Origin of the sequence: Kribbella shirazensis, from assembly GCF_011761605.1 — a bacterium.
GTDB classification, from domain to species: Bacteria; Actinomycetota; Actinomycetes; order Propionibacteriales; family Kribbellaceae; genus Kribbella; species Kribbella shirazensis.
In genome coordinates this window covers 3,451,047-3,475,678 of the sequence record NZ_JAASRO010000001.1, presented here as the reverse complement: position 1 = coordinate 3,475,678, position 24,632 = coordinate 3,451,047, and the positions used below count along the sequence as shown (strand labels likewise).

The following is a 24,632-nucleotide window of genomic DNA, read 5'->3' as shown; positions in this document are numbered from 1 at the left end:
GCGGATCAGTGGTCTTCGGCGATCGCGCTGCCGATGTACTGCGCGGTGAGCACCACGAAGATGTAGGCCTGGATGCACTGCACGAACAGCTCCAGCCCGGCGATCGCGAAGCCCATCAGGAAGGTCAGGATGCCGACACCGGCGAGCGCGATGCTGCCGGCCTCGAAGACCATGTACTCGCCGCCGAGCACGAACACCAGCAGCAGGATGTGACCGGCGAACATGTTCGCGAACAACCGCAGGCTCAGCGAGACGGGCCGGACCAGGATGTTCGAGATGAACTCGATCGGGATCATCAGCGGCATCAGCCAGGCCGGGACACCGGCCGGCATCGTCTGGTGCTTGAAGTAGCCCCAGGCGCCGTGCTTCCGGATGCCGACCGCGTTGTAGATGACCCAGCTCATGATCGCGGCCACGTACGCCCAGCCGATGTGGCTGAAGGTCGGGAACTGGATCAGCGGGACAGTCGCGGCGACGTTGTTCAGCAGGATGAAGAAGAACAGGCCGCACAGGTAGGGCACGTACTTCATGTGCTCCTGGCTGCCGATCGCGTCGCGGGCGATCGAGTTCCGGACGAAGTTGTACCCGAGCTCGCCGGCGAACTGCAGCTTGCTCGGAACGACAGCGGCCTTGCGGGATGCTCCCCAGAAGAACCACACGATGACGACGACGGACAGCGCGGCCACCAGCACGGGCTTGGTGAACCAGTCCACGCCGTCGATGATCGGCGGGGTGTCGAAGCTCTGTGGACCGGGTGCGATGAACTCGGTCGGAACGCCGGCGGTCACCGGGTCTCCTCTCGCGTCGTGCTCAAGTCGGACGCCTTGTGGCTAAGGGCAGGGCGGCTCAGGGCATGGCGGTCAACAACGTCAGACCCGGTAGGGATCGGACCCAAGGTCAGGACCGCGACCCGTACCGGAAGTGCAACATCAAGATGGTGAGCCCGGCACCGAGGACGATGCCCACCGGGAGTAAGAACTGGGTGCCGAAGAGGCGATCCAACCCGAACCCGATGCCCCCGTACACCAGGACACCGCCGATCAAGTAGGACAGGACCCGCCAGCCGTCGCCCGAATTGGCGGGTGATGGCTTCGGATCCTGATGCTCGCTCATTGGCACCCGAAACGTACCAGTTGGCAGCAGAAGCGGTCACATCGGGCCCCGTAATCTCCACCACAGCAGGGGAAGCGTTACCGACGGTCGTCATGCCGTCACCTCTTTGTCGAGGTCGTAGATCGGCACGCGCAGGCGCGACCAGGCCCAGATCTCGCCGGCCATCCAGCCCATCACGACCACCAGGGCGACCAGGCCGAGCACGGTCAGGTTCACGTGCTTCGCCAGGCTGTCGGAGCTCAGCGCGAGCGCGAGCAGACCCCCGAAGATCGCGATCCGGCCGGTGTACGACGCCATCGCGACCGCGAGCTGCGTGGTCGGCGACGTCCTGCGGGACAGGTGCAGCGCGAGCAGACCCACGCCGGAGAACACGACGACCATCACCAGGCCCAGCACGGCGCCCAGGAGGCCGGGAACACCAGCGGCGACCGTGGACACGGCGGCGGCGTTCACACCGACGACCAGCGCGGCGAGGAGAGCGCCACGCAACATGGCCAGCGCCGGGTGCTTGGTCGCTTGTCCGGCGGTGTCGGGGCTGTGGGCCGTGGGAGCCATCTGGTGGTTCCGTCCTGCGGGCGAACTGGTCTCGCGGCCAGCTCGTCGGGTGGGCGGGGTCAGGGGTGTCACTCTTCTTCGCTGATGCTTGTGAAAACTAGCACAAAGTCTGCACGGTCAGCAAAACGGGGATCCCTGCCGCTGTACACGCACACCCTATCGGTAGGCCAGACAGGCGGCTGGTCTGGTCCCCACCCTGGCGATCAGACCTTGGCGAGCGGTTTCCGGGAGCGGCGCGGCAGGCCGGTGGTGAGGAGGACCGCGGCGACCGCGACGGCCAGCACGACGAGGGCGGTCCACCAGTACAGGACGAGGCCGAGGACCACGACGCCGTACGCGATCAAGGCGGTCCACAGATACATCAGCAGGACGGCCCGGCGGTGCGAATGGCCGCGTTGCATGAGGCGGTGGTGCAGGTGCTGCTTGTCGGCGGCGAACGGCGAACGGCCGGCCTTGGTACGGCGGACGTAGGCCATCGTCAGGTCCAGCGCGGGAATCGCGAGGATGGCGATTGGCAGCACCAACGGAAGCAGTGCGGGCAGCAGGCTGGAGCCGCCGACCTCGTACGGCACCGCGTTCGGGTCCATCTGGCCGGTGAGGCTGATCGTCGACGCGGCCAGCATCAGGCCGATCAGCAGGGCGCCGGAGTCGCCCATGAAAACCCTTGCGGGGAAGAAGTTGTGCGGCAGGAAACCGAGGCAGGCACCGGCCAGGGCGACCGTGATCAGCGTCGAGGTGGTGGCGCGGTCGAGGTTCTCGTGCACGTTCAGCAGGTACGAGTAGGTGAAAAACGCGGTCGCGCCGATCGCCGTGACACCGGCCGCGAGACCGTCCAGACCGTCGACGAAGTTCACCGCGTTGCAGGAGACCAGCAGGATGCCGGCGGTCAGGACGGCGAGCTGCGCGGGCGACGGCGAGATCACGCCGCCCGGCAGCGGGAGCCAGTACAACTGGATGCCTTGGACAACGAGTACGCCGACCGCGAGCACCTCGCCGGCGAGCTTGGTGATCGCGTCCAGTTCGTACAGGTCGTCGACGACGCCGACCGCGCAGATCACCACACCGCCGACCAGGATCGCGCGGGCGTCGTGGGCGACCTGCAGGCTGTTGCCGAGGAACGGGAGGCTGGAGGCGACCGCGAACCCGGCGATCAGGCCGCCGAGGATCGACAGGCCGCCGAAGTACGGGATCGGGACCTTGTGCACGTCCCGGGCCCGGACCTTCGCGACCGCGCCGTACCGCAGCGCGATCTGCCGGGCCACGCCGGTCAGCAGGAAGGTCGTGGCCATCGCCACGAACAGGACCAGCAGGTACTCGCGCACTAGTCCGCAGGCCTCACATCGGGATCGGTCTTCTTCGCCTCACCCTCCTTGGACGCCACAACCACCCCATCAGTTGGCCCGGCCTCACCCTCAGCAGGCTTACCCTCGTCCGCCACCTTCGGCTCGTCATCCGCTGGCTTGGGCTCCGCCGCCTTCGGCTCGTCGTCCGCCGGCTTGGACTCGTCGGCCTTGGCGTCCGGCTCCTCGGCCTTGGACTCCGCCGCCTCGGGCTCCTCGACCTTGGCGTCCGGCTCCGCCGCCGTGGGCTCCTCCGCCTTGGGCTCGTCCGCCTTGGGCTCCTCGTCCGCCGGCTTGGACTCCTCGACCTTGGCGTCCTGCTCCTCCGCCTTGGGCTCGAGATCCGCCGGCTTGGGCTCCTCGGCCTTGGGGGCCTGCTCTTCGGGCTTGGGCTCGTCGGTGGGGGGTTCGGTGTCGTCGGCGTCCGTGGTTACTTCGGGGACGACGGCGCGGAGTTGCTCGAGCGTCAGTGCTCCGACGCGGACCACCCGCGGGATCTCGCCGGTGATGTCGACGATGGTCGACGGCTGGCCGACGGTTGCCTCGCCGCCGTCCAGGTAGACGGCGACCGAATCACCCAGCTGCTCCTCGGCGTCATACACGTCCAGCGCCGCCGCCTGGCCCGACTTGTTCGCGGAGCTGACCGCGAGCGGACCGGTTCGCGACAGCAGTTCGCGGGTGTTCTCGTGGTCCGGCACCCGGAGCGCGACGGTCCCCTGGGTCTCCCCCAGGTCCCACATCAGCGACGTCTGCGCATGGCAGATCAGCGTCAGCGGCCCGGGCCAGAACTCCTCCGCGAGCTTGCGCCCGTTGTCCGGTACGTCGGTGGCGAGCGCGTCCAGCGACTCCACCACCGAGATCAGCACCGGCGGCGGCATGTCCCGGCCACGGCCCTTGGCGTCCAGCAGTCGTTGCACGGCGTCCGCCTTGAAGGCGTCCGCGGCGATGCCGTAGACGGTGTCGGTCGGCAGAACGACCAGGTCCCCGGCCTCGATGGCGTCCACCGCTGCGCGGTACGCCGGTGCCAGTTCGTCCCCGGTGAAGTCGAAGCGCTCACTCACGGAGTGAATCGTGCCACTCGCTCAGGTCCGGACTCCAACCGGGCTGTTCCTTACATCCGATTGTCAGCTTTCCAGACGGAAACCACGAGATTCCCTAGGATCCCGCACATGACTGTCTCGCAGGAGTTCCTTGCCGGATTGCCGAAGGCCGAGTTGCACGTCCACCACGTCGGGTCCGCGTCGCCGCGGATCGTCGCCGAGCTCGCCGCGCGGCATCCCGGGTCGCCGGTGCCGGCCGATCCGGCCGCGCTGACGGAGTACTTCAAGTTCAGCGACTTCGCGCATTTCATCGACATCTACCTGTCCGTCGTCGAGCTGATCAAGACGCCCGAGGACGTCCGGCTGCTGACCTACGAGATCGCCCGCGAGATGGCCGGGCAGAACCTGCGGTACGCCGAGCTGACCGTGACGCCGTACACCTCGGTGATCCGCGGGATCGCGGCGGAGGCGTTCTGCGAGGCGATCGAGGACGCGCGGGTCGCGGCCGAGAAGGAGTTCGGCCTGGTGCTGCGGTGGATCTTCGACATCTCCGGCGAGGCGGGTCTCCCGGCCGCCGACGAGACGCTGCGGATCGCGACCAAGGTCCGGCCGGAGGGACTGGTCGGGTTCGGGCTCGGCGGCCCGGAGATCGGCGTACCGCGGCCGCAGTTCCGGCCGCACTTCGAGGCGGCGATCGCGGCCGGTCTGCGCAGCGTCCCGCACGCGGGCGAGACCACCGGGCCGGAGACGATCTGGGACGCGGTCCGGGTCCTGAAGGCGGAGCGGATCGGCCACGGTACGTCGACGATGCAGGACCCGGCCCTGGTCGAGTACCTCGGCGAGCACCGGATCCCGCTCGAGGTCAGCCCGACCTCGAACATCGCCACCCGCGCGGTCGCGTCGTACGACGTGCACCCGTTGCGCGCGATGGTCGACGCCGGTCTCGTGGTGACGATCAACTCCGACGATCCGCCGATGTTCGGCACCGACCTCACCAACGAGTACGCCGTCGCGGCCCGGCTGCTCGACCTGGACGAGGCCGGCGTCGGCGAGCTGGCGAAGACCGCCGTACGGGTGTCGTTCGCGGAGGACTCGGTGAAGTCCGCGCTGCTGTCCGAGATCGACGACTACGTGGCTCAGCGGGTGCCGTAGCCGGCAGGAGATGTGGTTGGCTGGTGAGGTGCGGAAGGTCTGTGGGGCAGTAGCCGTCGTACTGCTGGGCCTCACGGCCTGCAGCGACAGCCCCGCACCGACCAGCCCACCTCCGAGCAGCGCCCGTTCCAGTAGCGCCGCTACCGGCCCCGCTCCCCCGCCGGCGGGTCGTGACCTGCCGCGGGGCGGGCGGGCGATCTTCCCGAAGTACCAACTCGTCGCGTACGTCGGTATGCCGGGCTCACCGGCTCTCGGGCCGCTGGACAAGGACCTCGACGCGAAGGCGGCCAAGCTCGAGACACTGGCGCGGGCGTACGCGGCCGGACGTACGCCGCAGCCGGTGATGGAGCTGATCACGGTCGTCGCGAAGAGCTCGCGCGGCAAGGACGGGCTGTACCGCGGACGGCTCGACGACGCGAAGATCGAGGAGTACCTGACGGTCGCGCGCAAGCACAAGATGCTTCTGCTGCTCGACATCCAGCCGGGGCGGGCGAAGATCCTGCCGGAGGTGAAGCGGCTGGAGCGCTGGCTCAAGGAGCCGGACGTCGGCCTCGCGTTCGACCCGGAGTGGGCGGTCGGACCGGGACAGGTGCCGGGCAAGGTGTTCGGGCACACGACAGGCGCCGAGCTCGACAGCATCGCGGCGTACCTGTCGGGACTGGTGCGGGCGAACGACCTGCCGGAGAAGGTGTTCGTGTTCCACCAGCTGTCCGCGCGGATCGTCGGCGACGAGCGGGCGCTGAAGAAGCATCCCGGCGTGGTGACGATCAAGTCGGTCGACGGGATCGGCGCGCGCACGGACAAGCTCAAGACCTGGGCGAAGCTGACCACCAAGCTCCCGCCGGCCGTCCACGCCGGCTTCAAGTTGTTCTACACCGAGGACGCGCGGCACGGTCCGCTGATGACACCCGCGCAGGTGCTGGCCCTGAAACCCCGTCCGGAGCTGGTGGTCTACGAATGATCTCGCTCGCCTTCGCCAACGTCGCCGGCGGACGTCTGGTCGGCGGCCTCTTCACCCGCTGATGTATCTGCAGCTCGACAGTACGTATATGCCCACTGCGCCGGCTCGACCGCTCGGCCGAGCGTGCCCGTGACCCGTCCGGGAGAAGACCTCCTGTCGAGCTGCCGATTACTAGATGCGGCGGCCCGTTGTGAAGCGGTGGCGGCCGGCGAGGTCCAGTTGGTCGCGGACCTCGGTGAACAGGGACGTGGCGGCGAAGACCGCGGGAGCCGATTCGCCTTGGACGTCGGCGTGCTCGCAGGCGAACCAGCCACCGGGTCTGAGCAGCCGACCGGCCGTCGCCGCAACCACCTTGATCTCGTCCAGCCCGTCGTCACCGGACCACAACGCGAGCGCCGGGTCGTGATCGCGGACCTCCGCCGTCACGGATTCCCAGGCAGTCAACGGGATGTACGGCGGGTTGGAGATCACCGCGTCCACCCGTCCGTCGAGCTCCGGCAGGCAGCCGTCGATGTCACCTTCGTGCAGGATCGCCCCGGTGCCTTCCAGGTTGCGCCTGGCCCACGCGACGGCGTCCGGCGAGAGCTCGACGGCGTGCACCGTGCTGTCCGGCCGCTCCGTCGCGATCGCCCCCGCGATGGCTCCCGACCCGGTGCAGAGGTCGACGACCAACGGGTTCTTGACCTCGGCGATGCGGTCCAGGATCCAGCCGACCATCACCTCGGTCTCCGGCCGGGGCACGAACACGCCCGGGCCGACCGCGAGCTCGCGGTAGCGGAAGGCCGCCGTACCGGTGAGGTGCTGCAACGGCTCGCGAGCGGCGCGTCGCGCGACCAACTCGTCGTACCGGAGTTCCTGGTCCGCAGTCGGCTCGCTGAGGTGTAGCCGGCTCGAGCCGGTGACGAACGCCAGCAGTTCGGCAGCGTCGAACTCCGGTGACGCGACCCCGGCGGCTCGCAGCCGCTCCGCCGCCTGGCTGACGAGGCCCTTCGTGCTCACTGCGACTCGACGGCCTCGAGCCGGGCGGACAGGTCGGCATCCGTCAGCGCCTTGATCACCGGCTCCAGCTCACCGCCCAGCACCTGGTCGAGGTTGTGCGCCTTGTAGCCCACCCGGTGGTCCGAGAACCGGTTCTCCGGGAAGTTGTAGGTCCGGACGCGCTCCGACCGGTCCACCGTCCGGATCTGCGAGCGGCGGGCGTCGGACGCCTCCTGGTCGGCCGCCTCCTGGGCCGCGGCGAGCAAGCGGGCACGCAGGACGCGCATGGCCTGCTCGCGGTTCTGCAGCTGGGACTTCTCGTTCTGCATCGAGACCACGATGCCGGTCGGCAGGTGGGTGATCCGCACCGCCGAGTCCGTCGTGTTCACGCTCTGCCCACCGGGGCCCGACGACCGGAACACGTCGATCCGCAGGTCGTTCTGGTCGATCTCGACGTCGACGTCCTCGGCCTCCGGCAGCACCAGCACGCCGGCCGCGGACGTGTGGATCCGCCCCTGCGACTCGGTCACCGGCACCCGCTGCACCCGGTGCACGCCGCCCTCGAACTTCAGCTTCGCGTACGGCGCCTCGCCCGGCTCCGGCGTACCTTTCGCCTTCACCGCGACCGTGATCGACTTGTACCCGCCCAGGTCGGACTCGGCCGAGTCCAGCACCTCGGTCTTCCAGTTCTGCGACTCGGCGTACTTGAGGTACATCTTCAGCAGGTCGCCGGCGAACAAAGCGGACTCGTCGCCGCCCTCCCCCGCCTTGATCTCGAGGATCGCGTCCTTGTCGTCGTTGGGGTCCCGTGGCACGAGGAGGGTCTGCAGCCGCTCGGCCAGCTCCTCACGTCGCGCCGTCAGCCGGGTCGCCTCCTCGGCGAACGCCGGGTCCTCCGACGCCAGCTCCTGCGCGGCCTCGATGTCGTCGCCGGTCTGCACCCACTCGTCGTACGTCCGCACCACCGGCGCCAGCGCGGCGTACCGCTTGCCGACCCGGCGGGCGTTGGCCTGGTCGGAGTGCAGCTCCGGCTCCGCCATCTGCCGCTCCAGCTCGGCGTACTCCGCCTTCAGCGTCTGAACCGCCTCGAACATGGCCACACTCCTCCCTTCAAGCTTCCTGCTATGACAAAACCGCGCGCCGGTCCCGCCATGACAGGCGGGACCGGCGCGCGGTAAAACAACTACTTCTTGGCGTACCGCTTCTCGAAGCGGGCGACGCGGCCACCGGTGTCCAGAATCTTCTGCTTGCCGGTGTAGAACGGGTGGCACTGCGAGCACACGTCGGCGTGGATCACGCCGTTCTCCGCGGTCGAGTGCGTGGTGAACGTGGCGCCACAGGTGCAGGTCACCGTGGTCTCCACGTACGTCGGGTGGATGTCGCTCTTCAAGACAGTCTCCTAGGTTTCAGGTGCCCCGGGTCGCTCGCACGGTACGAACGTGAACCGGAACCGACAGACCAGTTTGCCACCCGAGGGCGGCAAACCGGTAATCGGGGACGTCAGTTGCCGTTGTCGGTGCCGTGGCTGGAGCCGGCGGACGGCGTGGTCTTGTTGACCTGGAGCAGGAACTCGATGTTCGACTTGCTCTCCTTGAGCTTGCCGATCAGCAGTTCCAGCGCGGCCTGGCCGTCGAGCGCGGACAGCACCCGGCGCAGCTTCCAGACCACCTGGGTCTCGTCCTTCGACATCAGCAGCTCCTCGCGGCGGGTGCCGGAGGCGACGACGTCGATCGCCGGGAAGATCCGCCGGTCGGCGAACTCGCGGCGCAGCCGGAGCTCCATGTTGCCGGTGCCCTTGAACTCCTCGAAGATCACCTCGTCCATCTTCGAGCCGGTCTCGATCAGCGCGGTCGCGAGGATGGTCAGCGAACCGCCGTCCTCGATGTTGCGGGCCGCACCGAAGAACCGCTTCGGCGGGTACAGCGCGGACGAGTCGACACCGCCGGACAGGATCCGGCCGCTGGCCGGGGCCGCGATGTTGTACGCACGGCCCAGCCGGGTGATCGAGTCCAGCAGCACGACGACGTCGTGACCGAGCTCCACCAGCCGCTTGGCCCGCTCGATCGCCAGCTCCGCGACCGTGGTGTGGTCGTCGGCCGGCCGGTCGAACGTCGAGGCGATGACCTCGCCCTTCACCGTGCGCTGCATGTCGGTGACCTCTTCGGGCCGCTCGTCCACCAGCACGACCATCAGGTGTACTTCGGGGTTGTTCGTGGTGATCGCGTTCGCGAGCGCCTGCAGCACCATCGTCTTACCGGCCTTCGGCGGCGAGACGATCAGGCCGCGCTGACCCTTGCCGATCGGGCTGACGATGTCGACGATCCGGGTGGTGAGCACGCCCGGCTCGGTCTCCAGGCGGAGCCGCTCGGTCGCGTACAGCGGGGTGAGCTTGTTGAAGTCCTGCCGCTGCTTGGCGATCTCCGGGTCCGCACCGTTGACGGTGTCGATCCGGACCAGCGGATTGAACTTCTCCTTGCGCTCGCCCTCCTGCGGCTGCTTCACCGCACCGGTGATCGCGTCACCCTTGCGCAGGCCGTAGCGCTTCACCATCGACAGCGCGACGTACACGTCGTTCGGGCCGGGCAGGTAGCCGCTGGTTCGGACGAACGCGTAGTTGTCGAGCACGTCGAGGATGCCGGCCGCGGGGACCAGGACGTCGTCCTCGCTGATCGTCGGCTCGGCGTCGTACCGCTCGCCACGACCGCGGTTGCGGCCGCTGTCGCGGGTGCTGCTCTGGCTGTCGCGGTTGCGTTCGCGGTCACGACCCCGGCGACGGCGACGACGGCCCTCGCCTTCCTCGCCACGATCGGCGTTGCGGTCGTCCTGCCGGTCCTGGCGGTCCTGCCGATCTTGGCGGTCCTGCCGGTCCTGGCGCTCCGGACGGTCCTGGCGGTCCTGCCGGTTCCGGTTGTCGCCGCGGCTGTCCCGGTTGCTGTCCCGGCCGTCGCGGTTGCCGTCCCGGTTGTCCCGGTTGCTCTGGCCGTCACGCTGGCTCTCGCGCTGACCGTCCCGGTTGCTGTCCCGGTTCTGGTTGTCGCGGTTGCGGTCGCGGGTGTTGTCCCGGGTGTTGTCGCGGTTCCGGTCGCGGTTGCGGCCCTGGCTCTCGCCGCGGTCGTCGGCGCGCTCCTCGGTGCGCTCCGCAGTACCGTTCTGGGCCGCGGTCTCGTGCTGCGTCGCCGCGGGCACGTCGACAGCGGTGTTCTGCACCGGGGCGGCCTGCGCGGCGGTGTTCTGCGCGGTGTTCTGCGTGGTGTTCTGGGCTGCCTCGGTCGGCGCGGCGTCGGTGGCCGCGTCCTTCTGGGCGGCGGCGCGGGTCCGGCGGCTGCCGCCCTCGCGCTTGGCGGGCGCCTCGGCGGCCTTCGCCGTGGGCGCTTCGGCGGCCTCGTCCAGGGTCGGCTGTGTCGCCTTCGCCCGGGAACCGCCGGTCGAGCCGCCCGCGGACGCACCGGCGGACCCGCCGGCCTGGGCGGCCTTGATCGCCTCGATCAGCTGGCCCTTGCGCAGCGCGCCGGTGCCCTTGATGCCGAGCGTCCCGGCGAGCTGCTTGAGCTCGGGGAGCAGCATGCCCTCGAGGCCGCCTCCGGCTTTCCGGCGACGCGTCGCGGGGGTGGCCGCGGCGTCTGCTCCGCTGGAGGCTTCAACAGTTTCTGTCACGTGAGGTCCTTCCCACACGGATCGTCGATGTCCGATACGGCTCATCGACCAATGTCATTCCACCCACGGCCGCACAACGGGCACGTGGGGTACAGGAGCCTCTCGCTCGATCTGAGTCCCCCCGGACATCTCCGACGCAGGCGGCGCAAGGTCACATCCACAGGAGGGTCGCCACACAACACAGGGTGCCGGGAGCACAGCCCGGATCGTGACGAGAGCACACCGATCACCTGGAGGGGATCGGGTGTGAGTCGAGACTAGCACCACTACAGGTCGTTCTGCCGACTCGAGGGGTTCAACGCGTGTCAACCCCGGATCATTCCGCGCGTCAGCCGGCTTCCAGCGACCAGACCTGTACACCGACTGGATCTATTCCCAGCTCGTACTTCGTCCAGCCGTCCGGAGCCTCCGGCGTACCCCGGAAGAAGGTGCTCCGACCTGCGGATTCGTCCTCGTGGCCGCCGAGTACGGCGACCGTCGGACCGGCCCCGCTGACGATCGCCGCCAGCCCACTGCCGCGCAGTTTGTGCACCAGCGCGAGGCTCTCCGGCATCGCCGGCTCGCGGTACTCCTGGTGCAACCGGTCCTCGGTCGCGACCAGCAGCAACTCCGGCCGCCCGGTCACCGCCGCGACGAGCAACGCGGCCTTCCCCGCGTTGGCCGCCGCGTCGGTGTGGGAAACAACGCTCGGCAGCAGCCCGCGCGCCTCCTTGGTCAGCACCCGGTTGTCCGGTACGTACGCCGCCGCGGCCAGACCGTCGGCCGGTTCCAGCCGCACCGCGCGCCCCGTATCGCCTTCCGTCCAAGCGATCGTGAACCCGCCGAGCGCGGCCGCCGCGACGTTGTCGGGATGCCCTTCGATCTCGTTCGCCAGTACGACGAGGCGCTCGCGATCGACCGGCTCGCCGGCCAGCGCGTACGCCGCCGCGAGCCCGCCGACGATCGCGGCCGACGAGGATCCGAGCCCGCGTCCGTGCGGGATCCGGTTCTCGCAGCGCAACGTGAAGCCGGGCACCTCGGCACCCAGCGCCTCGAGCCCGGCCCGGATCGACCGGACCACGAGGTGCGACTCGTCCAGCGGTACTTCGCCTTCGCCACAGCCGGTGACCTGAACGGTCACACCGGATCCACCGGGCGTCACGATCAGGTCGTCGTACAAGGTCAGCGCCAGCCCGAACGCGTCGAACCCCGGCCCCAGATTCGCACTCGTCGCCGGCACCCGCACCCGCACCTGATCACACGGCCGCCGGCCACCCGTCCCGCCCGGCGCCGCGGACTCGTCACGGACCGGGGCGTTCCGCTCGTCTCCCACCAGAGGCTCCTCAGGCGAGGCCGGCGAGGCGGGCGACGGCGTCGGGGTCGGCCGGCGTGACCGGCGGCTCCTCGAAGGTCACGTGGCCGAGGGCGGTGTCGATGTCCTTGAGGCCGTGACCGGTGACGGTGATCACCACCGTCGAGCCACCCGGCAACCAGCCCTGCTCCTTGGCGTACAGCAACCCGGCCACGCCGGCCGCCGACGCGGGCTCGACGAACACGCCCTCACGCGCGGCGAGCTCACGCTGCGCGTCGAGGATCTGCTGGTCGGTGACCAGCTCGATCCGGCCGCCGGACTCGTCCCGCGCGGCCTCGGCCAGCGTCCAGGACGCCGGGTTCCCGACGCGGATCGCGGTGGCGGCGGTCTCCGGCTTCTCGACGATCGCGCCGCGCACGATCGGCGCCGCGCCCTCGGCCTGGAAACCCCACATCTGCGGCGTCCGGGTGGCCAGCTTGTCCTTGGCGTACTCCTGGTATCCCTTCCAGTACGCCGCGATGTTGCCGGCGTTGCCGACCGGCAGCAGGTGCAGGTCCGGCGCGTCGCCGAGCGCGTCGCAGACCTCGAACGACGCGGTCTTCTGCCCTTCCAGGCGCACCGGGTTGACCGAGTTGACCAGCGCGACCGGGTAGTTCTTGCCGAGCTCGCGGACGATCCGCAGGCAGTCGTCGAACCCGCCGTCGATCTGCACCAGCTTGGCGCCGTGCACGACCGCCTGGGCCAGCTTGCCCTTGGCGATCCGGCCCGCCGGGATCACCACCAGCGGCAGCATCCCGGCGCGAACGGCATACGCCGCGGCCGAGGCCGAGGTGTTCCCGGTGGAGGCGCAGACGACGGCCTTGTCACCGGCCTGCGCGGCGAGCGAGATCGCCACCGTCATCCCGCGGTCCTTGAACGAGCCGGTCGGGTTGTTGCCCTCGACCTTGAGCCAGACCTCGCAGCCGGTCTGCTCGCTCAGCCACTGCGCGGCCACCAGCGGCGTCCCGCCTTCGCCGAGCGTGACGACCGGGGTGTCGGCCGACACCGGCAACCGGTCACGGTATTCCTCGATCACGCCACGCCACTGGTGAACCATGGTCTTACTCGCCTTCTACCCGCATCACACTGCTGACTTCACGGACGATGTCCATGTCCCGCAAGGACTCCACGGTCGCGGACAACGCGGCGTCGGTCGCGGTGTGGGTGACCACCACCAGCTGTGCGTCACTGCCCCGGCCCTCCTGGCGGACGGTCTGGATCGACACGTCGTGCTCCGAGAAGGCATGGGCCACTGCCGCCAGCACACCGGCCTTGTCGGCCACGTCCAGGGACACGTGGTAGCGGGTCATCGCGTCACCCATCGGCCGCACGGCCCGCTGGGTGTACGACGACTCGCCGACCCCCGGCACACCCTTGAGCCGGTTGCGCGCGGCGGACACCAGATCCCCGAGGACGGCACTGGCCGTCGGGGCGCCGCCGGCACCACGACCATAGAACATCAACCGCCCCGCTGCCTTGCTTTCCACGAAAACGGCGTTGTACGCGTCCCGGACGTTGGCCAGCGGGTGGGTGAGGGGGATCATCGCCGGGTAGACCCGGGCGCTGACCGAATCGGTCGCCTCGTCGAGTTCGCAGATCGCCAGCGACTTCACCACACAGCCCATCTCCCGGGCCGACGCGATGTCGGTGGCGGTCACCTCGGTGATGCCCTCGCGGTGCACGTCGGCGATCGACACGCGGGTGTGGAACGCCAGGCTGGCCAGCAGCGCCGCCTTGGCCGCCGCGTCGAACCCCTCGATGTCCGCGGTCGGGTCCGCCTCGGCGTACCCGAGGGCCTGGGCCTCCTCGAGCGCCTCGTCGAAGCCGGCGCCGGTGGAGTCCATCTTGTCGAGGATGTAGTTCGTGGTGCCGTTGACGATGCCCATCACCCGGACCACGTCGTCGCCGGCGAGCGACTCGCGCAGCGGACGCAGGATCGGGATCGCGCCGGCGACCGCGGCCTCGAAGTACAGGTCGCGCTGATACTTCTCCGCGGCCGCGAACAGCGTCGGCCCGTCCTCGGCGAGCAGCGCCTTGTTCGCCGTGACGACCGAGGCGCCGTGCTCGAGCGCGGTCAGGATCAGGCCGCGAGCGGGCTCGAGACCGCCGATCACCTCGATCACCAGGTCGAGGTCGCCCCGCGACACCAGCGCCTGCGCGTCGGTGGTGACCAGCGCCGGGTCGACCGCGATGTCGCGCTCCCGGCCGGCCCGGCGGACGGCGATCCCGGCGATCTCCAGCCGGGCGCCGACGCGGGCCGCGAGATGGTCCGCCTGCTCGGTCAGGATCCGCACCACTTCGGTGCCGACCACGCCACAACCGAGCAGGCCCACCTTGAGAGGTTTGCCCTCGTTCATTCGTCAACCCCCATGTCCAGTGCCAGCAGGTCGTCCTCGGTCTCACGGCGTACGACGACCCGCGTTCGACCGTCCTTGACCGCGATCACCGGTGGCCGCGGCACGTGGTTGTAGTTGCTCGCCATCGACCGGCAGTAGGCGCCCGTGCCGGGGACGGCCACCAGGTCGCCGGGTTGTACGTCGCCCGGCAGGAACTCGTCCTTCACGACGATGTCGCCGGCCTCGCAGTGCTTGCCGACCACGCGGGCCAGCGTCGGCGGGGTGCCGGAGTACCGGTTGGCGAGCGTGCACGAGTAGTCGGCGTCGTACAGCGCGGCGCGGATGTTGTCGCTGATCCCGCCGTCGACCGACACGTACGTCCGGGCGGCGCCGGCGTCCAGTTCGACCTCCTTGACGGTGCCGACCGAGTAGACCGTGCACACCGCCGGGCCGACGATCGCGCGGCCGGGCTCGATCGACACCTTCGGCACCTCGATGTCGTGCTCGTGGCACTCGTGCTCGACGATCTTGCCCATCTCGGTCGCCAGCTGCGCCGGGTCCGACGGGTCGTCCTGCGTGGTGTAGGCGATGCCGAACCCGCCACCCAGGTCGAGCTCCGGCATGTCCACGCCGAGCTCCTCGGAAACCCTTGCGTGCAAGGCGATCACGCGCTTCGCGGCCACCTCGAACCCGGACGAGTCGAAGATCTGCGAACCGATGTGCGAGTGCAGGCCGAGCAGCTCCAGCTCCGGCGCTTCGTTGACCCGGGCAACGGCCTCGAAGGCCGCGCCGGAGGTGATCGAGAAGCCGAACTTCTGGTCCTCGTGCGCGGTCGCGATGTACTCGTGGGTGTGCGCCTCGACGCCGGCGGTGACCCGGATCATCACCGGGGCGACGACGCCGCGCTCGGCGGCCAGCGCGATCAGCCGGGTGATCTCGTGCTGCGAGTCCACGATGATCCGGCCGATCCCGGCGTCGAGTGCGCGGGCCAGCTCGGACTCGGACTTGTTGTTGCCGTGGAACCCCAGCCGCTTCGGGTCCGCCCCGGCGCGCAGCGCGACGGCGAGCTCTCCCCCGCTGCAGATGTCGAGGTTCAGGCCCTCCTCCATCACCCAGCGGACGACCGTCGTACAGAGGAAGGCCTTGCCGGCGTAGTAGACGTCGAAGTCCTTGAAGGCGTGCTTGAACGCGCGCGCCCGGGCGCGGAAGTCGTCCTCGTCCAGGACGTACGCCGGGCTGCCGTGCTCGGCGACCAGGTCGCGCAGGTCCACGCCGCCGATCTCGAGGGCGCCGTCGCCGTTCTTCTTCGCGGTCTGCGACCACAGCGCGGTGACCAGGTCGTTGGGGTCGCGCGGCGCGCGCAGCCAGGCCGGGGCCCGGTGGCCGATGTCGGCGTGCAGCGCGCCCGCCTCGTGCGCCCTCACATCCGCTCCGGTGCGGAGACGCCGAGCAGGTCGAGCCCGTTGGCGAGCACGGTCCGGGTCGCGGAGACCAGGGTCAGGCGAGCCTTGTGCACCGGCTCCACCTCCTCGTCGCCGCGCGGGAGCACGCGGCAACTGTCGTAGAACTTGTGGAACGCGGACGCGGTGTCCTCGAGGTACCGCGCGATCCGGTGCGGCTCGCGCAGCTCGGCGGCGGTCGCGACGACCCGCGGGAACTCGGCCAGCGCGCGGAGCAGGTCGCCCTCGCGCTCGTGGCTGAGCAGGCCGGGGTCGAACTCGTCCAGCTTCACTCCGAGGTCGTCGGCGTTCCGCACGATCGACGCGAGCCGGGCGTGGGCGTACTGCACGTAGTACACCGGGTTCTCGCTGGCCTGGCGGGTCATCTCCTCGATGTCCAGGGTCAGCGGGGAGTCGGCCGGGAAGCGGCACAGCGTGTAGCGCAGGGCGTCGACGCCGCCCTCCTCGACCAGCTCGGCGAGCGTGACGATCGTGCCGGCCCGCTTGGACAGGCGCATCTCCTCGCCGCCCTTGAGGATCTTCACCAGCTGGCCGATCAGGATCTCGATGTTGTGCTCGGGGTCGTCGCCGGCGCAGGCCGCGATCGCCTTCAACCGGTTCACGTACCCGTGGTGGTCGGCGCCGAGCAGGTACACACAGGTCTCGAACCCGCGCTCGCGCTTGTTCACGTAGTACGCCGCATCGGAGGCGAAGTACGTCGGCTCGCCGTTGGACCGGATCAGCACGCGGTCCTTGTCGTCGGTGAAGTCCGTGGTCCGCATCCACAGCGCGTCGTCGGCGTCGTACAGATGGCCCTGGTCGCGGAGCTTCTGGATCGCGTGGCCGACACCGTCCTGCTCGTGCAGGCTGCGCTCCGAGAACCACACGTCGAACTTGGTCCGGAAGTGCTCCAGCTGCTCCTGCTGCTCCTTGAGCTGCCGCTCGTACCCGGCCTCGCGGAACGCAACCACCTGCTCGTCCTCGGGCAACGTCAGGATGTCCGGGACCTCCGCGACGATCCGCTGGGCGAGCTCGACGATGTACTCGCCGTGGTAGCCGTCCTCGGGGATCTTGTGCCCGTGCGCCGCGGCCTGCAGGCTGGCGCCGAACTTGTCCATCTGGTTGCCGCGGTCGTTGATGTAGAACTCGCGGGTGATGGTCGCGCCGGCCGCGGCCAGCACCCGGGCGAGCGCATCGCCGACGGCCGCCCAGCGGGTATGACCGAGATGCAGCGGACCCGTCGGGTTCGCCGAGATGAACTCGAGGTTGATCGTCCGGCCCTGGAGGCTGTCGCTGGTGCCGTACGCCGGGCCCGCGTCGAGGATCGCCTGCGCGACCTTGCCCTGGGCATCCGCCGCGACCCGCAGGTTGATGAAACCGGGGCCCGCGATCTCGACCGCGGTGATCGCGTCGTCGTCGCGGAGCCGGGCGGCCAGCAGCTCGGCGAACTGGCGCGGATTCAGCCCGGCGCGCTTGCCGAGCTGCATCGCGACGTTGGTCGCGTAGTCCCCGTGCTCGGGGTTCTTGGGTCGCTCGACCTTCAGCTCGCGGGGCAGCCCGCCCTCGACGGTGATGGTGCCGTCGGCGGCGAGCGCGGCCAGGGCCTGCAGGATCTTCTCAGCGAGCTGTTCCGGAGTCACCGGATCAGCCTAATGGCCAGCCCCCGAAACCCTTGACTCACCATCCACAGCCCGGTACGGCGCCTACTCCCAGGGATTGATCAACTCCACACCGGTCCGGGCGAAGTCCTGCGTGTTCCTGGTCGCGAGCGCGGCCTGCTCCACCAGACAGATCGCCGCGATCTGCGCGTCGAAGGGCTCGATCGGCAGACCGGCCCGGCGCCGGTCACGCATCACCACCGAGTACGCCATGGCGGCTTCCGCCGTGAACGACAGCAGGTCGGCCTCGACCACGGCGAAGGCGACGTCCGCAGCGTCCCGCACCTGGCGGCGCCGGCGACCCGTCGGCATCTGCTCGATACCGTGGTGGATCTCGGCGGCCGAGATCGCTGTCGCGCACAGCTCCTCGCCCGGAATGCTCTGCAACCAGCGCCAGACGGCGGCATCCGGAGAATCCTTCATCAGCTCCGAAAGCACATTGGTATCGAGAACGATCATCAGTCGAACTTGACCATCTCTCGGTGCCCGCCGGTCCGCGGCGGAATGTCCAGCTCGACGCCGCCGATCGCGGCGAAGGCCTCGTGGAACCTGATGACCCAGCTCTTGGGCTCCTCCTCCTCGGCCACGGCGTCGACGAGGATCTCTCGCACCTCGGCCTCCATCGAGCGGCCGTGCTTCGCGGCACGGATCCGCAGCCGGTGCTTCACGTCGTCGTCCAGACTTCGCACAGTGATTGCCGCCACGCTCGACCCCTTGTCGTCGGTGATAGCAAGAAGCGTAGCATTGATTGCACGAGTCAGGGACGCACAGTGACGACGATGTGACTGTTGCGGGCCAGCGGCGTGTCCCATGGGGCGGGTTTGCCGTTGACGGTGACTTCCAGGTTCTTGCAGGCGTCCGCGAGGCAGTCGGCGTCGTACCGGACTCCCCAGAGAGTGAAGAACTGAGCCAGCGTCGGTTTCTCGTCGGCGGTCTTGGCCTCGACCCAGACCACGCCGTCCGTGGTGTGGGTATGCACGGAGGCCTGCTCGGCCCGGAGCTTGTCGACACCGATCCCGGCCGGGACCTGCACCGGTTCGCCGTCGACCGTGACCGCGATGGTCAGCGTGTACGGCGCCGGGCCGGAGAAGTCGAGCGGGAGCCGCTCGAACCCCGCCTTGTCGATGTACGAGACCCCGTCGCGCGGAGCATCCCAGGGCGGCGCCCCGGTCCGGAGCTCCGCCGCCGCCGGCTGGGCCGGACCGACCCCGCAGCCGCCGATCACGCCGCCGGTGAAGAGCAGAGCCGCCGCCGTCCCGGCCGCCCGGCGCCACCTGCCTGCTCTCATGAAGAGCCAGATTGCCAGGTACGCCGTGACGGCCAGGAGCCGGGGTCAGCGGCCGGGTCAGCGGTCGGGGTCAGCGCTCAGAAGGCATCAGGATCCAGAGCACGATGTAGACCAGGATCTGCGGGCCGGGCAGGAGGCAGCTGACCACGAAGATCAGGCGCATCGTGTTGGCGGAGATACCGAACCGGCGAGCCAGTCCGGAGCAGACACCGCCGATCCAGCGATCGTGCGACGGGCGAACCAGAGTGGTAGCCATGAGTACAGTTTTCCTTTCCACCGTTGGGCTTACGTCCACTATGACGGTGCCCACGGCCCAACGGGTCCCCTCCACGCCGGGTTCCAGGGTCAGGTCAGGGGTCCCCCGTACGACCATCGGCGCGGCTCGCAGCACACCGGGCCCCAATTCGGGATTTCACCGAACTTCCTGCTACTGTTCTGCACGTTCCTGAGCCCCCGTAGCTCAGGGGATAGAGCACCGCCCTCCGGAGGCGGGTGCGCAGGTTCGAATCCTGCCGGGGGCGCGGACGATCTGGGCGATCTGTGTCGACGGAAAGCGTCGACTTGGATCGCCCGTCGTGTTTCTGGGGGTGCAACCCCCAGACCCCGCCCGGCGGGGCTTCGCCCCCCGGACCCCCCGCCGGATGTGCTGCGGCGGGATGTGGTGGGCCGGGCTGGCGTGGCTTGGGGAACTGGTGCGGGGGCCGTGGCGCTGCTGACTGGTCTGGGGGTCAGGGGGCTGTGGCTTGGTGGCAGTAGGTCCACGTGTTGTGGAGGGCCTCTTCGGATTCTTGGGTCTTCTTGCGGTAGTGGGGTGGGCGGGTTCTGCGGTCGTGCCAGAACTTGCCGGTGGGGGGTGTGGGGGTGGTTGCGGCCAGCCAGATCGTGGTGTCGGCGCCTTGGGCGGGGGTGCGGAGGAAAGGGCGGGTGAGTTTGGTGAAGGCGGGGAGGGATTCGGTCAGGCCGGGGGTTTCGCACCAGCCGGGGTGCATGGTGGCTACGAAGGTGGGCGCCAGGTGGGCTGCCAGGAGCGGGGTCAGGGCCACCTGGATGCGTTTGGTCCGCGCGTAGGCGGTGGCACCGCGGTACGGCGCCTCGCGGTACTCCGGGTCGGCGGGCAGGGGTTGCGTGTACATGCCGCCGGACGCCACGAAGACGACTCGGCCGTTCCGCAGGTTGGAGCGGAGGAGTTCGGTCAGGAGGAGCGGGCCGAGGACGTGGGTCGCCAGGGTCAATTCGTGGCCCTGGGGAGACTCCGTGCGTTGGGCCGGCATCACTCCCGCGTTGTGGACCAGGACGTCGATGTGCCCGGTGAGGGTGGCTGCGTAGCGGCGTACGGCGTCCAGGTCCGAGACGTCGCATTCGTCCAGCACGAAGGTCGCACCGGGGACCTCGCCGCGGAGGTCTGCGACGGTGCGCGCGGCCTTGCCGGCATCCCGCACCACGAGGTGGACGGCGGCGCCCAGCTCGGCCAGACGTGCGGCGGTGGCCTTTCCGAGACCACTGCGGGCGCCCGTGACCACGGCGGTCTTGCCGACCAGGGCGTTCGGGCGGGGATCGTCGGCGGGCCAGGACCTGCTCCGCAGGCGATAGCCGAGTCTGGTGTACCCGGGGACGACGGCGCGCTCGAGGAGAGTGTCGAGGCCAGGGGTCATGTCGCCAGCTTCGTCAGAGCGTTGTGGAGGCCCTGCTCGGCCTCGTCCCCCAAGCGGTCGAAGGATTTGCGCAGGAACGGTTCGGCGAAGCGGGCCAGGCCTTTGAACCGGAACTCGGCCCGATAGGTGACCCGGGTGGCGTCGGCCGCACTGTGGAAGGTCATCGTGTCGTGGGCGACGACCGTGCGGTTCTCGCCCCGCAGCACCAGGCGGTCAGGGCGGTCCGACTCCTGTAGGACGTACGTCAGCTCGGTCTCGCGGCCCGCGAACGACGAGACGTTGTGGTAGGTCGTCCCGACCTCGCCGTCGCCCGACACCAGAGTGGTGCGCACGGTTCCCGGGTCCCACTCCTCGGTGGTGCGGAAGTCGGCGAGGTAGTCGAACAGCTGCTCCGGCCCGGCTGCAACGGTCACTTCACGTTCGATCAGGATCATCGGTTCTCCTCGGTTCGTTCGGCGGCGTGTGCGATGTTGCGTTGCATCCCGCCGAAAACAACGTCGTGGAACGGCCGGATCGCCGCCCAGTACAGCTCGCCCGGCAGACCGCGCGGACGGAACAGCGCGCGCTGCCGGAACAGCGTCCGGCCGTGCCCGTCGGTGCCGGCGCTCAACTCGAGCCACGCCTGACCGGGCAGTCTCATCTCGGCGCGCAGCCGGAGCAGCCGGCCGCGTTCGAGCGCCTCGACCCGCCACCAGTCGAGCGGGTCGCCGACCGACAGCGAGTCGGGGTGCAGCCGGCCGCGGCGCAGTCCGGGGCCGCCGACGACCCGGTCGAGCAGGCCGCGCGTCCACCAGCCGAGTCGCCACGAGTACCAGCCACGCCGGCCGCCGATCCCCTCGATCACCGTCCAGAGCCGCTCCGGCGACGCGTCGACCGTGCAATCGCGCTCGTCGACGTACAGCGAGCCTCCCGCCCAGTCCGGATCGCTCGGCAACGGGTCGCTCGGCGCCCCCGGCGTCGAGGCGGAAGCCCACGAGGTGCTGACGTCCAGGTCGTGCACCTTCTGCAGCGCGAGCTCCACCGCCCGCTCGAACCCGATACCGCCGGCGCTCCGCGGCTCGACGTACCGGTCGATGTCGTGGTCCTTGCGGACGACCTCGTGTACCAGACTGTCGACGAGCGGGCGGGCGATGCCGCTCGGCACCGGGGTGACCAGCCCGACCCAGTGACTGGACAGGCCCGGGGTCAGCAGCGGCACCGTGAGGATCCTGCGCGGCCGCAGCCCTGCGACCGCGGCGTACCGCTGCATCATCGCGCGGTACGTGAGGACGTCCGGCCCGCCGATGTCGAAGGCTCGGTTCACCTCGGGCGGCATCCGGGCCGAGCCGACGAGCTGGTGCAGGACGTCGCGGACGGCGATCGGCTGGATCCGGGTGTCCAGCCAGCGCGGCGTCACCATCACCGGCAGTCGCTCGGTCAGATAGCGGAGCATCTCGAACGACGCGGAGCCCGAGCCGATGATCACCGCGGCCCGCAGCACAGTGGTCGGTACGCCGCTCGCGAGCAGGATCTCGCCCACCTCGCGCCGGGAACCGAGGTGCGGCGACAACTCCTCGTCCTCCGGGTACAGCCCGCCGAGGTACACGATCCGGCCGGCACCGGACTCGCGGCAGGCCGTACCGAAGGCGAGCGCGGTCCGCCGGTCACGCACCTCGAACTGCCGTCCGCTGCCCATCGAATGGATCAGGTAGTAGGCGACGTCGACGGAGGCCAGCGCTCTCGCCAGCACCGCCGGATCGGACGCGTCGCCCTCCACCACCTCGATCCGGGACCGCCAGGGACGCGCGTCGAGCCGCTGCGGATGCCGGGCCAGGACCCGGACGTCGTACCCGGCCGCGAGCAGCTCCGGTACAAGCCGCCCGCCGATGTAGCCGGTGGCTCCGGTGACCAGAATCCGGGTCATGGTTCGTCCAATCGCTCCGCGGCTGTGACGGGGTCGTGGTCGACGTACCGCACTCCGACGGCGGCTGCGAGCTCGGCGGAGGCACCGGGTCCGGCCACCGCGACCGGCCGGGCGGAGAGCCGGACGAGTTCGGGACGGACCGCGTCGAACCGGGCTGGATCGGAGGCAGCCAGCATCACCAGCTCGGGTCCGAGCGTCTCGGCCAGGCGCTCGATGTCCCCCATCGGCGAGTCCGCGCCGAGAAAGACCACTCGCCAGCCCGAGCGCCGAAGGACCAGACCGAACGACAGCAGAGCGATGTCGTGCAGCTCACCGGGCGGACAGGCCAGCAACGCTCGCGGCCCGCGGCCGCCGCCCCAGCCCGTCGACAGGGCTGCCAGCCGCGATCGGATCAGGTTGCTCGCGAAGTGTTCCTGACCGACGGTCACCTCACCGCGGCTCCACCGGTCCCCGAGCTCGTGCAGGTACGGCATCAGCACGTCGCGGATCACGGCCTCGATGGTCAGCACACCGAACAGCTGGTCCAGTACGGCGTGCGCGCCCCGCTCGTCGAGCGCGTCCAGTGCCGCCCGTAGGTTCGCGGCGCCGTTGGCCTCCGCCATCCGTACGACGACCGGGTCGGCGGCCGGTGCCGTCACCGCAGGCTCGGCCAGCACGGCACGGGCTGCCTCGGCGGCGGACAGGCCGTCGGCGAGGTACGCGCGCATCCGCTCGACCCGGCGGACGTCGACGTCGGAGTACAGCCGGAAGCCGCCGGCCGAGCGTGTCGGTGACAGCAGGCCGTAACGGGTCTCCCAGGCGCGCAACACGTGCTCGCTGACGCCCGCGCGCTTGCTCAACGCACCGATCCGAAGTCCGCCTGGCGCCGAAGTCTCCACAAGCACACTATACAGAACTTAGACAGACCTTTGACAGAGATGAATCTTCTGCCTAATCTCTAGACAAACCTTAGACAGCCGCCTGGAGGCTCTGCCCATGACCGAATCCGTTGCGGTGATCGGCGCCGGTGTGTCCGGCCTGACGGCGGCCTATCTGCTCGCCCGGCGCTACGACGTCACGCTGCTGGAGGCCGACCAGCGGCTCGGCGGACACGCCCACACCCACGACGTCACCGACCCGGCCGGCCGCCGGCTCGCGATCGACACCGGCTTCATCGTGCACAACGCCCGCACCTATCCCTTGTTGCGCAGGCTGTTCACCGAGCTGGGTGTGCGGACCCGCCCGACCGAGATGAGCATGAGCATCCGCGACCCGGCGAGCGGCCTCGAGTTCGCGGGTGGACGCGGGACGACGGGGATCTTCGCCCAGCGTCGCCGGCTCGTCGATCGGCGCTTCCTCCGACTGCTCGGCGAGGTCCGCCGATTCCACCGCCGCGCCGTCGAGCACCTCGCACGGACCGGCGACGACGATCTCACCACGTTCGGCGAGTTCCTCGAGACCGAGCGCTTCAGCCAGGCCTTCGTCCGTCTGTACGCCGTCCCCGTGGTGTCCTGCGTGTGGTCGTGCGGCGGCAGTTCGGCGCTGACCTACCCGTCGCGCTACCTGTTCCAATTCCTCGACCACCACGGCATGCTCTCCATCGGCGGCTCACCGCAATGGCTGACCGTCACCGGCGGCTCCCAGCGGTACGTCGACGCGATCGCAGGCCGCATCGGCGTCGTGCACACGGACTTTCCGGTCCGCACCGTCCAGCGGCACCCGGACGGTGTCACGGTGATCCGGGCCGACGGCCACGTGACCGACTTCGACGGCGTGGTGCTGGCCACGCACGCCGACCAGGCCCTCGGCCTGCTCGCGGACGCGTCACCCGAGGAGAAGGCGGTGCTCGGACCGTTCGAGTACAGCCGCAACACGACGGTGCTGCACACCGACACCTCGTTGCTTCCCGCAACGAAGAACGCTCGGTCGTCCTGGAACTACATCGTCGGCCCCGGTGCGCCGTTGACGACGTACTGGATGAACAGGCTGCAAGGCCTGGAGACCGAGGAGAACTATCTGGTCACGCTGAACGGTGCCGAGGCAGTCGATCCGGCGAAGATCATCGCGCGGATGGACTACCGGCACCCCATCTACACCCCGAAGGCGGTCGCCGCGCAGAGCAGGCTGCCGGACCTCAACACCGGCCGGATCGCGTTTGCAGGGGCGCATCACGGCTGGGGCTTCCATGAGGACGGTTGCCGGGCCGGCGTCGCGGCGGCCGAGTCCTTCGGGGTCCGCTGGTGACGGTCGCCGG

Annotated in this window: 25 protein-coding genes and 1 tRNA gene; 4 read left to right on the top strand and 22 right to left on the bottom strand. The window is 69.7% G+C overall.

Annotation, left to right across the window (positions count from 1 at the left end; genetic code table 11):
• Positions 1-5 precede the first annotated feature (5 nt).
• From atpB to BJY22_RS41685, 5 genes are all read right to left on the bottom strand, one after another.
• Positions 6-788: a F0F1 ATP synthase subunit A gene (gene atpB, locus BJY22_RS17125; RefSeq protein ID WP_167207960.1), complete on the bottom strand. Its 783-nt coding sequence runs from the start codon at positions 786-788 to the stop codon at positions 6-8.
• A 109-nt stretch (positions 789-897) separates the two neighbouring features.
• Entirely contained in the window at positions 898-1,113 is a 216-nt protein-coding gene (locus tag BJY22_RS17120; protein WP_167207957.1) for an AtpZ/AtpI family protein, read from the bottom strand.
• Positions 1,114-1,203: 90 nt separating this feature from the next.
• On the bottom strand, positions 1,204-1,668 hold the full coding sequence (locus BJY22_RS17115) for a Cg1360 family ATP-synthase-associated protein (protein WP_167207955.1): 465 nt from the start codon (positions 1,666-1,668) through the stop codon (positions 1,204-1,206).
• A gap of 203 nt (positions 1,669-1,871) precedes the next feature.
• Positions 1,872-2,990: an MraY family glycosyltransferase gene (locus tag BJY22_RS17110; RefSeq protein ID WP_167207954.1), complete on the bottom strand. Its 1,119-nt coding sequence runs from the start codon at positions 2,988-2,990 to the stop codon at positions 1,872-1,874.
• Positions 2,990-4,069, bottom strand: coding sequence for an L-threonylcarbamoyladenylate synthase (locus BJY22_RS41685; protein WP_337758751.1), 1,080 nt, complete (start codon positions 4,067-4,069; stop codon positions 2,990-2,992). Before BJY22_RS41685 ends, BJY22_RS17110 begins: the two co-directional genes overlap by 1 nt.
• Positions 4,070-4,177: 108 nt before the next feature.
• Here BJY22_RS41685 and BJY22_RS17100 point away from each other — a divergent pair, with 108 nt between their 5' ends.
• Both BJY22_RS17100 and BJY22_RS17095 read left to right on the top strand, forming a co-directional pair.
• Positions 4,178-5,200 carry an adenosine deaminase gene (locus BJY22_RS17100; RefSeq protein ID WP_167207952.1) on the top strand — a complete coding sequence of 341 codons (1,023 nt, stop codon included), beginning with the start codon at positions 4,178-4,180 and terminating at the stop codon, positions 5,198-5,200.
• Between the two features lie 16 nt (positions 5,201-5,216).
• Positions 5,217-6,161 (top strand): peptidoglycan binding domain-containing protein, encoded by a 945-nt coding sequence (locus BJY22_RS17095; protein ID WP_238350384.1) that lies wholly within the window; start codon positions 5,217-5,219, stop codon positions 6,159-6,161.
• A gap of 171 nt (positions 6,162-6,332) precedes the next feature.
• Here BJY22_RS17095 and prmC read toward each other — a convergent pair whose 3' ends face one another.
• From prmC to BJY22_RS17030, 13 genes are all read right to left on the bottom strand, one after another.
• A complete protein-coding gene (prmC, locus tag BJY22_RS17090) occupies positions 6,333-7,160 on the bottom strand; it encodes a peptide chain release factor N(5)-glutamine methyltransferase (RefSeq protein WP_167207948.1) in 828 nt (275 codons plus the stop codon).
• Positions 7,157-8,233: a peptide chain release factor 1 gene (gene prfA, locus BJY22_RS17085; protein WP_167207946.1), complete on the bottom strand. Its 1,077-nt coding sequence runs from the start codon at positions 8,231-8,233 to the stop codon at positions 7,157-7,159. Before prfA ends, prmC begins: the two co-directional genes overlap by 4 nt.
• Positions 8,234-8,322: 89 nt before the next feature.
• The gene (rpmE, locus tag BJY22_RS17080) at positions 8,323-8,529 is read right to left on the bottom strand and encodes a 50S ribosomal protein L31 (protein ID WP_167207944.1); all 207 of its coding nucleotides are present in this window, start codon (positions 8,527-8,529) and stop codon (positions 8,323-8,325) included.
• 110 nt (positions 8,530-8,639) lie between these two features.
• Positions 8,640-10,793, bottom strand: coding sequence for a transcription termination factor Rho (gene rho / locus BJY22_RS17075; protein ID WP_337758750.1), 2,154 nt, complete (start codon positions 10,791-10,793; stop codon positions 8,640-8,642).
• Positions 10,794-11,121: 328 nt separating this feature from the next.
• The gene (gene thrB / locus BJY22_RS17070) at positions 11,122-12,105 is read right to left on the bottom strand and encodes a homoserine kinase (RefSeq protein WP_337758749.1); all 984 of its coding nucleotides are present in this window, start codon (positions 12,103-12,105) and stop codon (positions 11,122-11,124) included.
• Between the two features lie 10 nt (positions 12,106-12,115).
• Positions 12,116-13,180 (bottom strand): threonine synthase, encoded by a 1,065-nt coding sequence (gene thrC / locus BJY22_RS17065; RefSeq protein ID WP_167207940.1) that lies wholly within the window; start codon positions 13,178-13,180, stop codon positions 12,116-12,118.
• Positions 13,181-13,184: 4 nt separating this feature from the next.
• Entirely contained in the window at positions 13,185-14,480 is a 1,296-nt protein-coding gene (locus tag BJY22_RS17060; RefSeq protein WP_167207938.1) for a homoserine dehydrogenase, read from the bottom strand.
• Positions 14,477-15,883, bottom strand: a complete 1,407-nt coding sequence (gene lysA, locus BJY22_RS17055; protein ID WP_167207936.1) for a diaminopimelate decarboxylase — start codon at positions 15,881-15,883, stop codon at positions 14,477-14,479. The genes BJY22_RS17060 and lysA overlap by 4 nt, the downstream gene beginning before the upstream one ends.
• Positions 15,880-17,538 carry an arginine--tRNA ligase gene (argS, locus tag BJY22_RS17050; protein ID WP_167207934.1) on the bottom strand — a complete coding sequence of 553 codons (1,659 nt, stop codon included), beginning with the start codon at positions 17,536-17,538 and terminating at the stop codon, positions 15,880-15,882. Before argS ends, lysA begins: the two co-directional genes overlap by 4 nt.
• Positions 17,539-17,601: 63 nt before the next feature.
• Positions 17,602-18,015 carry a type II toxin-antitoxin system VapC family toxin gene (locus BJY22_RS17045; protein WP_167207932.1) on the bottom strand — a complete coding sequence of 138 codons (414 nt, stop codon included), beginning with the start codon at positions 18,013-18,015 and terminating at the stop codon, positions 17,602-17,604.
• Positions 18,015-18,260 carry a FitA-like ribbon-helix-helix domain-containing protein gene (locus BJY22_RS17040; protein WP_167207930.1) on the bottom strand — a complete coding sequence of 82 codons (246 nt, stop codon included), beginning with the start codon at positions 18,258-18,260 and terminating at the stop codon, positions 18,015-18,017. The genes BJY22_RS17045 and BJY22_RS17040 overlap by 1 nt, the downstream gene beginning before the upstream one ends.
• A gap of 53 nt (positions 18,261-18,313) precedes the next feature.
• Positions 18,314-18,844 carry a hypothetical protein gene (locus BJY22_RS17035; protein WP_167207928.1) on the bottom strand — a complete coding sequence of 177 codons (531 nt, stop codon included), beginning with the start codon at positions 18,842-18,844 and terminating at the stop codon, positions 18,314-18,316.
• Between the two features lie 70 nt (positions 18,845-18,914).
• A complete protein-coding gene (locus BJY22_RS17030; RefSeq protein WP_167207925.1) occupies positions 18,915-19,100 on the bottom strand; it encodes a PspC domain-containing protein in 186 nt (61 codons plus the stop codon).
• A 193-nt stretch (positions 19,101-19,293) separates the two neighbouring features.
• Between BJY22_RS17030 and BJY22_RS17025 the strand changes: the two genes are divergently transcribed.
• A tRNA-Arg gene (locus BJY22_RS17025) sits at positions 19,294-19,365 on the top strand.
• A gap of 207 nt (positions 19,366-19,572) precedes the next feature.
• Here the strand turns inward: BJY22_RS17025 and BJY22_RS17020 are convergent.
• Genes BJY22_RS17020 through BJY22_RS17005 form a run of 4 tightly spaced genes read right to left on the bottom strand, consistent with a single transcriptional unit; the run spans position 19,573 to position 23,277 of the window.
• On the bottom strand, positions 19,573-20,496 hold the full coding sequence (locus BJY22_RS17020; RefSeq protein WP_167207923.1) for an SDR family NAD(P)-dependent oxidoreductase: 924 nt from the start codon (positions 20,494-20,496) through the stop codon (positions 19,573-19,575).
• Positions 20,493-20,930, bottom strand: a complete 438-nt coding sequence (locus tag BJY22_RS17015) for an SRPBCC family protein (protein ID WP_167207921.1) — start codon at positions 20,928-20,930, stop codon at positions 20,493-20,495. Before BJY22_RS17015 ends, BJY22_RS17020 begins: the two co-directional genes overlap by 4 nt.
• The gene (locus tag BJY22_RS17010) at positions 20,927-22,399 is read right to left on the bottom strand and encodes an SDR family oxidoreductase (RefSeq protein WP_167207919.1); all 1,473 of its coding nucleotides are present in this window, start codon (positions 22,397-22,399) and stop codon (positions 20,927-20,929) included. The genes BJY22_RS17015 and BJY22_RS17010 overlap by 4 nt, the downstream gene beginning before the upstream one ends.
• Entirely contained in the window at positions 22,396-23,277 is an 882-nt protein-coding gene (locus BJY22_RS17005; RefSeq protein WP_167207917.1) for a MerR family transcriptional regulator, read from the bottom strand. Before BJY22_RS17005 ends, BJY22_RS17010 begins: the two co-directional genes overlap by 4 nt.
• Positions 23,278-23,374: 97 nt before the next feature.
• On the opposite strand from BJY22_RS17005, the gene BJY22_RS17000 reads away from it, so the two are divergent.
• Positions 23,375-24,622: an NAD(P)/FAD-dependent oxidoreductase gene (locus BJY22_RS17000; RefSeq protein ID WP_167207915.1), complete on the top strand. Its 1,248-nt coding sequence runs from the start codon at positions 23,375-23,377 to the stop codon at positions 24,620-24,622.
• Positions 24,623-24,632 lie beyond the last annotated feature (10 nt).